At 68.6% G+C, this 12613-nt stretch carries 11 protein-coding genes; 8 read left to right on the top strand and 3 right to left on the bottom strand.

The features are described from left to right. The 7 genes from H7694_RS00005 (at window position 1) to H7694_RS00035 (ending at window position 7670) form a co-directional block, all read left to right on the top strand. The gene (locus H7694_RS00005) at window positions 1-1377 is read left to right on the top strand and encodes an aldehyde dehydrogenase family protein (RefSeq protein ID WP_193597562.1); all 1377 of its coding nucleotides are present in this window, start codon (window positions 1-3) and stop codon (window positions 1375-1377) included. 42 nt (window positions 1378-1419) lie between these two features. After that, window positions 1420-2346: a LysR family transcriptional regulator gene (locus tag H7694_RS00010; protein ID WP_193597563.1), complete on the top strand. Its 927-nt coding sequence runs from the start codon at window positions 1420-1422 to the stop codon at window positions 2344-2346. Window positions 2347-2448: 102 nt separating this feature from the next. Then, window positions 2449-3960 (top strand): bifunctional 3-(3-hydroxy-phenyl)propionate/3-hydroxycinnamic acid hydroxylase, encoded by a 1512-nt coding sequence (locus tag H7694_RS00015; RefSeq protein ID WP_193597564.1) that lies wholly within the window; start codon window positions 2449-2451, stop codon window positions 3958-3960. A 9-nt stretch (window positions 3961-3969) separates the two neighbouring features. Next, window positions 3970-4911, top strand: coding sequence for a VOC family protein (locus H7694_RS00020; RefSeq protein WP_193597565.1), 942 nt, complete (start codon window positions 3970-3972; stop codon window positions 4909-4911). A 7-nt stretch (window positions 4912-4918) separates the two neighbouring features. Beyond that, window positions 4919-5647 carry an ABC transporter substrate-binding protein gene (locus H7694_RS00025; protein ID WP_193597566.1) on the top strand — a complete coding sequence of 243 codons (729 nt, stop codon included), beginning with the start codon at window positions 4919-4921 and terminating at the stop codon, window positions 5645-5647. Window positions 5648-5655: 8 nt separating this feature from the next. Then, window positions 5656-6951, top strand: coding sequence for an NADH:flavin oxidoreductase (locus tag H7694_RS00030; RefSeq protein ID WP_193597567.1), 1296 nt, complete (start codon window positions 5656-5658; stop codon window positions 6949-6951). Continuing rightward, complete coding sequence (locus H7694_RS00035; RefSeq protein ID WP_193597568.1) at window positions 6951-7670, top strand: EthD domain-containing protein; 720 nt, start codon at window positions 6951-6953, stop codon at window positions 7668-7670. The genes H7694_RS00030 and H7694_RS00035 overlap by 1 nt, the downstream gene beginning before the upstream one ends. Before the next feature lie 66 nt (window positions 7671-7736). Here the strand turns inward: H7694_RS00035 and H7694_RS00040 are convergent, their stop codons facing one another. From H7694_RS00040 to H7694_RS00050, 3 genes are read right to left on the bottom strand one after another with little or no spacing between them, the layout of a single operon-like run. Beyond that, window positions 7737-8768 carry an ABC transporter permease gene (locus H7694_RS00040; RefSeq protein ID WP_193597569.1) on the bottom strand — a complete coding sequence of 344 codons (1032 nt, stop codon included), beginning with the start codon at window positions 8766-8768 and terminating at the stop codon, window positions 7737-7739. Then, window positions 8765-9724 (bottom strand): ABC transporter permease, encoded by a 960-nt coding sequence (locus H7694_RS00045; protein ID WP_193597570.1) that lies wholly within the window; start codon window positions 9722-9724, stop codon window positions 8765-8767. Before H7694_RS00045 ends, H7694_RS00040 begins: the two co-directional genes overlap by 4 nt. After that, entirely contained in the window at window positions 9721-11367 is a 1647-nt protein-coding gene (locus tag H7694_RS00050; RefSeq protein WP_193597571.1) for a sugar ABC transporter ATP-binding protein, read from the bottom strand. Before H7694_RS00050 ends, H7694_RS00045 begins: the two co-directional genes overlap by 4 nt. Here H7694_RS00050 and H7694_RS00055 point away from each other — a divergent pair. Beyond that, the gene (locus H7694_RS00055) at window positions 11354-12610 is read left to right on the top strand and encodes a substrate-binding domain-containing protein (RefSeq protein WP_193597572.1); all 1257 of its coding nucleotides are present in this window, start codon (window positions 11354-11356) and stop codon (window positions 12608-12610) included. The two genes, H7694_RS00050 and H7694_RS00055, sit on opposite strands and share 14 nt — an antisense overlap. Window positions 12611-12613 lie beyond the last annotated feature (3 nt).

Raw genomic sequence — 12613 nt, forward strand, 5'->3', positions numbered from 1 at the left:
ATGCCCGTCGCCACAGTGAACCCGACCACCGGCAAGACAGAGATGATCATCGAGTCGCACTCCGCGGCCGAGGTCGAGTCGCGAATCGCAGACGCTGCCGAGGCCGCGCTCGCCCTCCGCGCGACGACCTTCGCCCAGCGCGCAGAGTGGATGCTGGCCGCCGCTGAGATTCTCGACGATCAGGCCCTCGGCCTCGGCGAGCTGATCACGGTGGAGATGGGCAAGCCGATCGCCCAGTCGGTCGCCGAGGTCGAGAAGTCCGCCAAGGCGATGCGCTACTACGCTTCGCACTCCGAGGAGTTCCTGGCGGATGCCCCTCTCGATGATCCGTCGACGGTCGGCGCGTCGCAGGCCTGGACGCGCTACGAGCCACTGGGTGTGGTTCTCGCTGTGATGCCGTGGAACTACCCGCTGTGGCAGGTCATCCGCTTCGCGGCCCCGGCGCTCATGGCGGGCAACGCAGGGCTGCTCAAGCACGCATCGAACGTGCCGCAGGCCGCGCTCTTCCTCGACACGCTCTTCGAGCGTGCCGGGTTCCCGAAGGGGTCGTTCCGCACGCTGCTGATCGGCGGAGGCGACGTCGCCGGTGTGATCGCCGACGATCGAGTCAAGGCCGTGACGCTCACTGGGTCGGAGCCGGCGGGTCGGTCGGTCGCTCAGATCGCCGCCGATCATGTGAAGAAGGCCGTGCTCGAGCTCGGAGGATCCGATCCGTTCATCGTGCTGCCGTCGGCAGATGTGAAGGCTGCCGCGGCGACGGCGGTGCGCGCGCGGATCAACAACAACGGGCAGTCCTGCATCGCAGGCAAGCGGTTCATCGTGCATGACGCCGTCTACGACGAGTTCGCTGCGGAGTTCGCGGCGCAGATGGCAGCGCTCGTGGTCGGCGATCCGCTGCTGCCCGAGACCCAGGTCGGCCCGCTGGCGACGGAGTCGGGGCGTCAGGAGCTGCTCGAACTCGTCGAGGATGCTCGTGCAGCGGGCGCCACGATCCTCACCGGGGGCACCGTGCCCGATCTGCCCGGATGGTTCTACGCGCCGACCGTGATCGCCGACCTGCCCGATGACGCGCGGCTCGTGCAAGAAGAGGCTTTCGGGCCGGTCGCCTCGCTCTATCGCGCCCGCGACGCGGCCGATGCGCTGCGCATCGCGAATCAGACGACCTTCGGGCTCTCCAGTGCGGTCTGGACGAACGACCCCGACGAAGAGCGGTATTTCATCGCCGGCCTCGACGCCGGCGCCGTCTTCGTGAACGGCATGACCGTCTCGTATCAGGAGCTCCCGTTCGGCGGTATCAAGCGATCGGGGTTCGGCCGCGAACTCGCGGCGGTCGGGCAGCGCGAGTTCTGTAATCTGAAGACGGTCTGGAAGGCGTAGTCGCCGTCCGACCGACAGCGGTCGGACTCGGGCGAAGGGCTCATGATGGCGATCGACTACAACCTGCTTCGACCACTGCGTGCGCTGCTCGAAGAGCGCGCCGTCACACGTGCTGCCGAGCGGATGCACATGTCGCAGCCGGCGATGTCGACGGCCCTGTCGCGGCTGCGGGCGCACTATGAGGATGAACTTCTGCTGAGGCAGGGCAACAGTCACGTGCTGACGCCGCTCGGCGAGCGGCTGCTTGCGGCGCTGCCGCAAGTGCTGGCCGAGACGGAGAATCTGTTCCGGCTGCAGTCCCGCTTCGATCCGACGACGAGCACCCGAACGTTCTCCATCGCGGCCGTGGATTACATGGCGGCACGGATCGCCCCTGAGCTGTCGCGCATCCTCGAGCGCGAGGCGCCGAACGTGAGGATCGAGCTGCCTGCGGCGGACGGGCGACTGGTCGACGGCATGCCTGACACGCTGCGCACGATCGACGGGGCGATCCTGCCGCACGGGTATGTGACCGAGCAGCCGCACATCGACTTCGCGCCCGAGCAGTGGGTGTGCCTCGTCGACGCGGGCGCCGGGGTCTCTGAGCATCCGACCAGCGACGAGCTGCTCACCCGTCCGTGGGTGCAGACGCTGCCCGCCAGAGAGGGGATGAGTCCGGCCAGGCAGCAGCTGCGCTTTCGAGGGATCGACCCGGCGGTCGTCGCGGCCACGCCGCACTTCTTCGTCGTGCCATCGCTGATTCTCGGCACGGACCGTGTCGGGATCGTGCCTGAGCCGTTCGCGCGGATGGCGGCTCGCATGTACCCCCGACTGCGCGTGGTCATCCCGCCGCTCGATCTCGACCCGGTGCGTGATGCGTTCTGGTGGCATCACGACCGTGAGCACGATGCCGAGCACCTCTGGTTGCGTGATGTGATGCGTCGAGTCCGCGACGCGGTCATCCGGAATCCGGATGGTGGGGATATCTGAGTCCGCCTTCCCCGGATAGCGGAGCGCGGGCAGGATCGATCTCGACGCGGCGCTGCATCAGCCCGTTTCGATACGCAACGTCTTGTACACGAAGGAGTGGCTGTGAGCATCGATGCTGATGTCATCGTCATCGGGGGAGGCCCCGTAGGAAGCACTGCCCTGGCCATGCTGGGACGGGCAGGGCTCAGCGCGATCGGTCTGGAACGCGACCGCGAGATGTGGCCCACCGCGCGCGCCGTGCACTTCGACGGCGAGACAATGCGCACGCTGCAGTCGCTGGGAGTCGCCGACGACTTCGTGCGCGTCACCGTACCGATGCGGCACGTGGACGTCGTCAACGAAGCCGACGAGGTGCTGGTGCACGCGCCCACGGATCGGCTCGGAGACCAGGGGTGGAACGACCACATTAGCTTCCACCAGCCCGACATCGAACGGTTGCTGCGACAGGTGATCGCCGACACCCCCGGTGTCGAGCTGCGCTGCGGTGTCACCGTGACGGACATCGCGAACACGGCGGACGGCGTGCAGGTGACGACCCTCGACGTCGACGGCCGTCCGCAGGTGCTCCGGTCGCGCTGGGTCATCGCCGCCGATGGCGCACGTTCCGACATCCGCAGGATGCTCGGGATCGAAGGAGACAAGTACGGCGAGGACGCCCAGTGGCTCGTCGTCGACGGTCAGCTGGTCGGCGCTCCGGGGTACGAGACCGACATGGTGCAGCTCGCCCGGTACAGCCGCCCGGCGCTGTGGCTGCGCCTGCCCGGCGACCGCGTCCGCATGGAGTTCATGCTCGTTCCCGGCGACGATCCTGAGGAGATCGTCACGCCGGCGGCCGTCGAACGGCTCAGCCGCGGCATCCTGCCTGCGGCCCGATTCACCCCCGACCGTCAGGCCATCTACACGTTCCGCGGGCGCATCGCTCAGCAGTGGCGCGTGGGCGGCATCTTCCTCGCCGGGGACGCCGCCCACCAGGCGCCTCCGCTGTTCGGGCAGGGCCTGTGCGCCGGCATCCGCGACGTCGCGAACCTGGTGTGGAAGCTCGACCTCGTGGCCCGCGGGGTCGCCGACCCGGAGCTGCTCGACACGTACGAAAGCGAGCGCAAGCCGCACGCCACGTTCTGGGTCGAAGCCGCGGCGAACCAGGCGGTGATCGTCCAGACGCTGGACCCGCAGGTCGCCGAGGGGCGCGACCAGTACATCCGCGACAATCCCGGCGCCTCTGCCGTGCCCACCTCTCCCGCACTCGGGCCGGGGTTCCACGAGGGCGCTGACGACGAGCGGGCCGGAAAGCTCGGCGTTCAGCCGATCCTCGCCGACGGCATCCGACTCGACGACATGGTCGGCGCGCACTTCCTCGTGGCAGCCGACCGTGCGGTGCACTCGGCCCTGCCCACCGCCGTCAAGGCGGCACTGGATGCGGACGCGGAGACGATCACGCTGACCGACCCGCTCAAGATCGATCAGATCCTCGGCGCTGCCGGTGCGACCTCGGTCGTGATGCGTCCGGATCACTACGTGCTCGGTGTCGGTGACACCGCAGAAGACCTCGAACGGCTGGTGCTTCGGATCCCGTCCATCGCCCGCACCATGACCCTCGCCGCCGACAACCGCTAGGAGCCCGCCATGACCTTCAGCCCGATCACCCACATCCGTCACTTCGACATCGCGGTTCCCGACTTCGAGAAGCAGATCGAGTTCTACAAGAACCACTGGGGCCTGACCGTGCAGCACGACGACGGCGATGTCGTCTACTTCGCAGCCGAGGGCTCGCCCGAGCAGTACGTCACCCGTGTCCGTCGCTCTGACGACAAGCGCCTCGATCTCGTCGCGTTCGGCGCCGCCGACCGCGCCTCGGTCGACAAGCTCGCGCAGGATCTCGGCACCGCCGGCGTGCAGCTCGTCAGCGAGCCCGACGTACTGCAGACCCTGGGAGGGGGCTACGGCTTCCGCTTCTTCGATCTGGAGGGACGCACGGTCGAGGTGTCGACCAACGTCGACGTGCGCACGCACCGCAAGATCGAGAAGCGAGAGGCCATCCCGGTGCGCCTGTCGCACGTCGTGCTCAACTCCAACCAGCCCGAGGCGATGCGCGCCTGGTACGAGAAGCACCTCGGCTTCCGTCTCTCCGACACCCTCAACCACCCGCACGTCGGCGACCTGTTCTACTTCATGCGCTGCAGCACCCAGCACCACTCGATGGCGATCGCGCGAGGCCCGCACGCGTCTCTGCAGCATGCCTCCTTCGAGATGCGGGGCATCGACGAGTACATGTACGGCAGCGGGCGCGTCATCCGCGCCGGGTACCGCAAGATCTGGGGTCCGGGGCGGCACCGGGCGGGTGACAACACGTTCACCTACTTCGTCGACCCGAACGGCAACACGATGGAGCTGACGACCGAGCTCGAGGAGCTCGACGAAGACACCTGGCACCCGCACATCTACGACGTGCAGGAGCCGGAGACCTCCGACCAGTGGGGCACCGGCGGTGACATGGACGAGTTCATCACCAAGGAGATGTTCAACGACTCCGACAACCGCCACCTGTTCATCGCGCCCCCGGTGTGAGCCGGCGATGCTGATCCTCTCGAGTTTCATCACTCCGGCAGTACTGACCGCCGCCCGAGGAAGCGGCCTTCTCACCGGCATCCACCTGGAGGAGGTGCGCGCGACCGGCAGCCCGGCGCAGCGCGACGGGCTGCGCAGCGGCGACCTCGACCTGGCCGTGACCGCCATCGACAACCTGTTCGAGTGGACCCGAGCGGGCGTCGACGTCTGTCTTGTCGGACAGGTCGAGCGCACCACTCCGCTGAGCGTGCATGCGGCGCCGGAGATCACCACCCTCGCCGACCTCGCGGGCGCGCGCTTCGCGGTCGACGCGCCCGACAGCGGATTCGCCGTGGTCGCGCGGCATATGCTGCGCACGGCCGGGACCGACGTCGAATGGGTCGAGGTCGGCGGTGTCGTCGAGAGATTCGAGGCGCTCGTCGCCGGGACCGTGGATGCCACGCTTCTCGGCCCGCCGCTCGACGACCGGGCGCTCGCCGCAGGCCTTCCCCGGGTCGCCAGCGTGCAGGAAGCGTTCCCGGCCTTCCCGGGTCAGGGTCTCATCGTCCGCGGCGACCTGATCGGCACGCCCGAGCTCGACGACCTGCTCGCCGCCCTGCGAGCCGCAGGCATGAGCCCGGTCGATCCGGCCGGACTCGACCTGCTCACGGCGATGCGCGAGGACCTCGGCGTCCTGCCGCGAGGCTCCGACCTGCACGCGCTCGTGCATCCCTTTCCTGCCACCGCCACTCGATGAGGAGTCCCATGTCTGCCGCCACGACTGCCGAGGTCCTCGGCGCCCCGCTCACGATCAACAAGCTGACGCTGAAGAACCGCATCATCCTCGGTCCGATGGCCGTGCTGCAGCCGACCGAAGACGGCAGGCCAAGTGAGCAGTCGATCGCGTTCCTGCGGCGCAGGGCCGAAGGAGGCGCCGGCGCGATCTTCGTCGGCGGGTCGGTCGCCACGGCCCGCGCGTTCCGCGAGTCGCCGTTCTCGCCCAACCTCCGCTACGACGATGACGAGTTCATCCCCGACCTCAAGCGCCTGGTGGATGCCGTGCACGCGACCGGCACCGGAGTCGCCGTGTTCGCGCAACTGTTCCCGGCCTTCGGGCGGATGGGCGTGCCGCGGGATGGGCACTGGATCACCTCCGCCTCGCCGCGTCACGTCGACATGGGCGCGCACGGCCTGCCCGACAACGTGTACATCCCGGGCGGGCGGGTGCTTCCCGAACCGCATGAGGCCACGGTCTCGGAGATCAAGGAACTCGAGCAGGCCGTCGTCGATTCTGCTCGACGCGCCAAGGCCGCGGGCTTCGACGGCATCGAGATCGCCGCCCACATGTGCTATTTCTACTCGTCGTTCCTCTCGCCGCTGTCGAACTTCCGCAGCGACGAGTACGGCGGCTCGGTCGAGAACCGCGCCCGCGCGCTGAAGGACGTCGTCGCCGCGGTTCGGCAGGAGGTCGGACCAGACATCGCCCTCGGCCTGCGGCTGAGCGCAAACGACCACGTCCCCGGTGGGCAGGGGCCCGAGGGGTTCGCGGCGGTCACCGCCGAGATCGCGAAGGCAGGCCTCGACTTCGTCGTGCTCACCGACGGCAATTACGAGTCCATGGGCGACAACGTCACGAGCGAGTCGGGCAAGATGCTCCGCGAGGGCGAGCCGCAGATCTTCCGTGAGGCGCTCGGACCGGACGTCGTCCTCATGCTGAGCAGCACGCCCGCACCCGCGCAGGCCGCAGCGGCGATCGCCGACGGCACGGTCGACGCCACGATGCTCGCGCGACAGCTACTGGCGGATCCCGACTACCCGAACAAGGTGCTCGAGGGCCGCGAGTCCGAGATCGTGTGGTGCGACCACGCCAACTCCTGCATGCGGCGCCTCATCCTGCAGGTGCCGGTGGCGTGCCACAAGAACCCCGAGATGGGCAAGGAGCACGAGAGCAGCCGCCGTTCGAACATCCTGCAGGATGCGTTCATCTGGGCCGCCGGCAATCGCACCCTGATGACGATCGCTGACAAGGCGGCGCGCGCCCGCCCGGCGAAGGCGCACTGATGGCCTCGGCATACAAGCTCACGCTGCTGTTCACGCGGCGCGCCGATCTCGAGCCCGACGACTTCGCCACGGCGTGGCTCGCCCTCGAGCGCGCCCGGCCGCTGGCTGCGGACGGTCTGTCGCGCAGTGCGATCCACATCGCGCTGCCTGGGGTCGCGGCTGTGCGGGGCGCGGCGTCGGCACCATACGACGCCGTGTTAGAAACCTGGTGGGAACGCAAGAACGACGCGGCGAACTGGGTGGTCTCGCGGCAGTTCGACGACGAGTGGATGCCGCCGCGCCTCGAGTTGCTCGCCGGGCGACCGGCGGCGGTGGGCGGTGCTCCGGTGCTGGCCTGGGAGCGCGACGGCGAGTCCGCGGGAGCCGATGACAGGGCCGCCGCGGCGATCACTGTGATCACGCTTCCGGTGGCGCGACGGGGCCTGCGCTTCGATGAGTTCGCGAAGCACTGGAACGATGTCCACACCGAGCTCGCTCTCTCGGGCGCGGGCGCGAAGGATCGTCTGCTGCGCCTCGAGAACACCCCGGCACCGGTCCCAGCGCCCACCCGGTTCGCTCGCACGAACTTCAACGGGGTGGGATCGATCACCTTCCGATCGATCGCGGCGCTCGAGGAGGAGTTCTCCAGTGAGCACTACCTCGATCGGCTCGCCGCCGACGAAGAGCGGTTCACCAACACCGAGGCATCCGCCGTGTTCGTCGGGCGTCCGGTCACCTGAACCCGTCGCTGCACACCAGAACGGCGGGTCGACCAGCGATGGTCGACCCGCCGTTCTCGTGTGGGTTCAGAACCGGTCGCGCACGTGCCGGTCGCGCCCGTACAGGGCGACGACCCCGAGGATGATCAGGCCGTACACGATCCGGGTCTGCGCCTCGGTGAGGCCCTGGCTCACGATGATGGTCGACAGCACGGTGAGGATCATCGCGCCGATCGCGGTGCGGGTGAAACCGCCGCGCACCGATCCGAAGGTGGTGCCGCCGACGAGCACGGCGGCGAGACCCGAGAACAGGTACGGGTCGCCGATGGACTGCGACCAGCCGGCCCCGAAGGCGGCGATGAACATGCCCGCGGTTCCCGCCAGGGCCCCGGATGCCGCGAACACGGCCGACCACACGAGGGTGGTGTTGATGCGGGTGAGGCGCGCGGCGCGAGGATTCACGCCCGTGGCGTACAGCCGTCGTCCGGCCGGCGTCTTCGCCAGGGACACCCACAGCAGCACCCCCAGGATCAGCACGATCAGGATGACCGGCGGCACCGGAAGCCCGAAGGTGGTGCCGTTGAGCTGTGCGAACGAGCGCAGCTCCTGCGGCGGCTGTCCGTTGTAGTCGCCGTTCGCGATGAACATCGATCCACCGGTGAGCATGGTGCCGACGCCCAGCGTGATGACGAGGGGCTCGATGCGGAACCGATGGCACAGCCACCCGACCCCGGCCCCGACACTCGCGCAGACCACCAGCACGACGAGCAGCGCGACGGGCACCGGCCAGCCCAGACGGCTCGTCGCGTTGGACGCGATCATCGCCCCGAACGTCACGTAGCCGGCGATCGCGAGGTCGAGGCCGCCTAGGATCACGACGAGCGTCTGGCCCATCGCGGCGAGGGCCAGCAGAGCCGCGAGCGTGAGCACCGCCAGGCCCGCCTGCGGCCGCGCGATGAAAGCCGGGATGAGGGTGACGAGCACCGCGACGAGCGCGATGAGGATCACCAGCTGGATGAGAGGCGTCTCGACAGCCCAGCGGCGGAACCGCATCGCGCCCGACGGTGGAGGCGGCGGCTGCGTGAGCGAGCGGGTGACGTCGGTGAGCGTGTCGGTCATGCCAGACTCCCTGTGCGGCGCGGGCTGAGGATGGTGGCGCCGAGCACGACGCCGAGGACGAGGACGAATCCGAAGGTGAACTGCACCAGGCTGGGCTGCACGCCCGTCGCGGTCAGCAGCTGCTGCATCAGGAAGAGCACCAGGGCGCCGAAGAAGGTGCCGAGCAGCCCGCCCTTGCCACCGCCCAGTGCCGTGCCGCCCAAGACGGCAGCGGCGAGTCCGAGAAGCGCGTAGGTGCTGGCGAGCGATGACTGCGATGACTGCAGCAGCGCCGACAGGGCGACACCGCCGACGCCTGCGAACAGCCCGCCGAGCGTGTATGCGAGGGTGCGCACGAGGGTGATGTTCACGCCAGAGCCGTACGCGGAGACGTCGCTCTCGCCGGTGGCGAGAAGATTGCTGACGTACGACGTGCGTCGCAGCAGGAACCATGCGACGGCGACGATGCCGATCGTGATGGCGGCGCCAGGCACCCATCCGACGGATCGGGCGAGCGACGTCGACCAGTTCGCGCTCGCCGACACCGGGTTCTTCGAGACCGTGATCGACAGGCCGATCAGGATGAACAGCATGCCGGTCGATGCGACCACCGGATGCAGCCGCACCACCGTCACCAGCAGTCCGGTCGCCGTGCCGATCAGAGCAGAGCTGATCAGCAGCAGAGGTATGGCGGTGTACCAGTCGCCGAGGCCCGCAGGAAGCAGCACCGCGACGAACAGGCAGTTCACGAAGGTGGCGAGTGGGCCGACGGAGATATCGATCCCGCCGGACAGGATCGCCGGAGTCGAGGCGAAGCCGACCAGCACGAAAGGGGCGAGCGTCGCGAGCGTCGCCGGCAGCCGATCCGGTGCAAGGAAGGCGGGGCTCACGGCGAGATTCGCCGCGAGCAGGACGATCGCGAGCACACCGGCGAACGCCCAGGAGTGCCGCTGCAGCATCCGCAGCATCCCGCTCATGCCGCCATCCCCATCCGCTGGCCGAAGTACGCGGCGACGACGGTCTCGGTGGTGAGGTCCGCACGGGGGATCTCGGCGAACAGATCCTGGTCGCGGAACACGATGACGCGGTCGACGAGCTCGACGAGCTCGTCGACCTCGCTCGAGAGCATGACGACGCTCATGCCGTCGGCGCAGAGTCGTTCCAGAGTCGCGTAGATCTCGCGTTTGGTCATGATGTCGACTCCGCGGGTGGGATCGTTCAGCACAAGCACCTTTGGGTCGGTGGCGAGCCAGCGTGCCAGCATCACCTTCTGCTGGCTGCCGCCGGACAGGCTCGAGATCGGATCTCTCGCCGAACCCAGCCGGATGCTCATGGATCGCACGAACTCCGCGAAGCGCGCCGACATCCGTCCGGTGCTCAGCAGCGCACCGCGGCGGTCCTGAGCGAACGTCGGGAGAGCGAAGTTCTCGACGATCGACATCGGTTCGAACAGCGATTCCCCGCGCCGCTCACGCGGCAGGTAGGCGACACCCAGTTTGCCGCCGTTGCCTGACCTCACGTCGATGTCAGGGCTGAGTACGCGGGTCACGGTGCCATCCCCCGCGGTGACGCCCGCGAGGCGCTTGAGGAACGCGTCCTGACCGTGGCCTTCGAGCCCGGCCACGCCGACGAGCTCGCCGGCGCGCAGGGCGAAGTCGATGGGGGCGGAGTGCGCCGACAGCCGAACACCCTCTGTGCGCAGCGTGACGTCGCCGAGCTCGCGGTGCCGATCCGTGCGCTCGAACTGTCCCGACGCACCGGTCATGTCGGCGACGAGGCGCTCGACGCTGACTTCGTCGCGGTTCACCGTCGACACGGTGCGACCCGAACGCAGCACGCTCACGCGGTCGGACACCTCGAGGACTTCATCCATCCGGTGCGAGATGAACAGGATGCTGACGCTCTCGTCGGCCAGGCGGCGCATCTCGGCGAACAATCGGTCGCGGGTGAGCACATCCAGAGCCGCAGTGGACTCGTCGAGAACCAGCGCCCGAGGGTCGCGCACGAGTGCGCGCGCGATGCAGACCGCCTGGCGCTCGGAGAGGGAGAGCAGGCCGGCGGGCATGTCGAGGTCGATGCCGTCGACGAGCCTGCCGAGGGTCTCGGCGGCGATCCGGCGCTGCGCGGCGGCGCTGCGACGTCGGCGGAAGACCCCGTCGGAGCCGAGCCAGATGTTCTGCAGAACGGACTGGCTGGCGGCGGTCAGCACTTCCTGGAACACCACGGCGATCCCATGGCGGGCGGCGTGGCGCGGGCTCGCCAGCGCGAGCTCGGTGCCGTCCAGCGTGAACACGCCGCCGTCGGGACGGTGCGCCCCGCCGATGATCTTGACCAGGGTGGATTTGCCGGAGCCGTTCTCGCCGAGAAGCGTATGGATTTCGCCGGGCGCGACGTCCAGCCTGGCCTCGACAAGGGCGCGGGTGGCCCCGAATCTCTTGCTCACGTCGGCCAGATGAAGGCCGTCGCGGGTATGGGGCATCTCGGATCTCCTCGGTGAGCGTGGGAACGCAGCATCGCGTGCCACATTCAAAACTAGACGAACCGTATCGAATGTGTCTAGTCTGGCCCTGCGCAACGATGCGCTTACCCGATGAGGAGCTTGAAAAATGGTGAAGCCCACTCGCTTCCGCCGCTACGGGGCCACAGCTGTGGCCTTCGTCGCTCTCGGAGTGCTGACCCTCGCAGGATGCTCGGCCCCGGCCGACGGTGACCAGAACGCCGGGAACGGCACGAGTCCTGCCGCCGGCAGCTGCGGTGCTGTGCCGCAGGTCGGTGCAAACGACCCCGACGGCCTGCTCGACGACTTCTCCGCCGAGATCAAGGACGGGTACAACGGTTACCCGTTCGAACTCCAGAAGTCGGCGTGGGCCGACTGGAAGTCCGAGAAGACCGGCGGCTTCACGGCCGCTATCGTGGGGCAGGCTCCTGCAGCCCCGTTCATCGCCGTGTACCAGGAGACCCTCGCGAAGGCACTGGAGGACGCCGGCGTCGACGTGATCCTGAACGTCGCGCCCAATGACCCGACCGACGTGCCCGGGCAGCTCCAGCAGTTCGGCCAGGCGATCTCACTCAAGCCAGACATCATCTTCTTCAATCCGGGCGCGCCGGAGCCCGCGATCGATCTCGTCGACGAGGCCCACGACGCCGGCATCCCGGTCGTCTCGGTTGTCGTGCCGATCGACAGCCCCAACGCGATCTCGGTGACATATAACGCCGTGCTGCAGTCGATGACCACGGCATCGGGCGTGTTCGAGTCGATCGGCGGCTCTGGATCAGTACTCGAGGTGACCGGAGTGCCCGGCATCCCGGTCCAGGCCTTCTGGGACGCCGGTAGGGACTACGCGCTCGCCGAATGCCCGGACATCGACGTCGTCGGCTCGGTGCAGGGGCTCTTCCAGCCGCCGCTCGCGCAACAGGCGGTCGTGCAGTACCTCGCCTCGAACCCGGCGGGGGTGGATGCCGTCATCCAGGCGGGCACCATGGGCTGGGCGATCCGCGATGCGTTCGCCCAGGCCGGGCAGCCGGTACCGCCGATCCAGGACGTCGGTGCGTCGCAGGGCATGGCCGCGTATGCCGCTGCCAACCCCGATTACCCGTACTTCGGCACGGCGACCCCGCCCATCGCGATGGCGAAGATGGCCGCGCAGGTCGGTGTGAAGGTGCTCGCGGGGGCGGGGCCCAAGCTCAACCACGTCGTGTGGGCGCCGTACGTCGTGAATGACGACAACCTTGCGGACGTCGTCGATGGCTCGTGGGCCGAGGGTGACGGCACGGACCTCGCTCCGGACGGGGTGTACTTCACCGACGAGCAGACCGCCGAATTCTTCACGAACCCGGCGAACGGGCCGCAGAGCGCGAACTGACGC

The sequence above is a fragment of the Microbacterium sp. YJN-G genome (assembly GCF_015040615.1).
Lineage (GTDB): Bacteria > Actinomycetota > Actinomycetes > Actinomycetales > Microbacteriaceae > Microbacterium.

Excerpts from the sequence above, each read along its gene's own strand:
- H7694_RS00025 (WP_193597566.1), top strand. The coding sequence starts at position 4,919 with ATGCTGATCCTCTCGAGTTTCATCACTCCGGCAGTACTGACCGCCGCC.
- H7694_RS00020 (WP_193597565.1), top strand. The coding sequence starts at position 3,970 with ATGACCTTCAGCCCGATCACCCACATCCGTCACTTCGACATCGCGGTT.
- H7694_RS00045 (WP_193597570.1), bottom strand. The coding sequence starts at position 9,724 with ATGAGCGGGATGCTGCGGATGCTGCAGCGGCACTCCTGGGCGTTCGCC.
- H7694_RS00035 (WP_193597568.1), top strand. The coding sequence starts at position 6,951 with ATGGCCTCGGCATACAAGCTCACGCTGCTGTTCACGCGGCGCGCCGAT.
- H7694_RS00030 (WP_193597567.1), top strand. The coding sequence starts at position 5,656 with ATGTCTGCCGCCACGACTGCCGAGGTCCTCGGCGCCCCGCTCACGATC.
- H7694_RS00010 (WP_193597563.1), top strand. The coding sequence starts at position 1,420 with ATGATGGCGATCGACTACAACCTGCTTCGACCACTGCGTGCGCTGCTC.
- H7694_RS00005 (WP_193597562.1), top strand. The coding sequence starts at position 1 with ATGCCCGTCGCCACAGTGAACCCGACCACCGGCAAGACAGAGATGATC.
- H7694_RS00040 (WP_193597569.1), bottom strand. The coding sequence starts at position 8,768 with ATGACCGACACGCTCACCGACGTCACCCGCTCGCTCACGCAGCCGCCG.
- H7694_RS00055 (WP_193597572.1), top strand. The coding sequence starts at position 11,354 with ATGGTGAAGCCCACTCGCTTCCGCCGCTACGGGGCCACAGCTGTGGCC.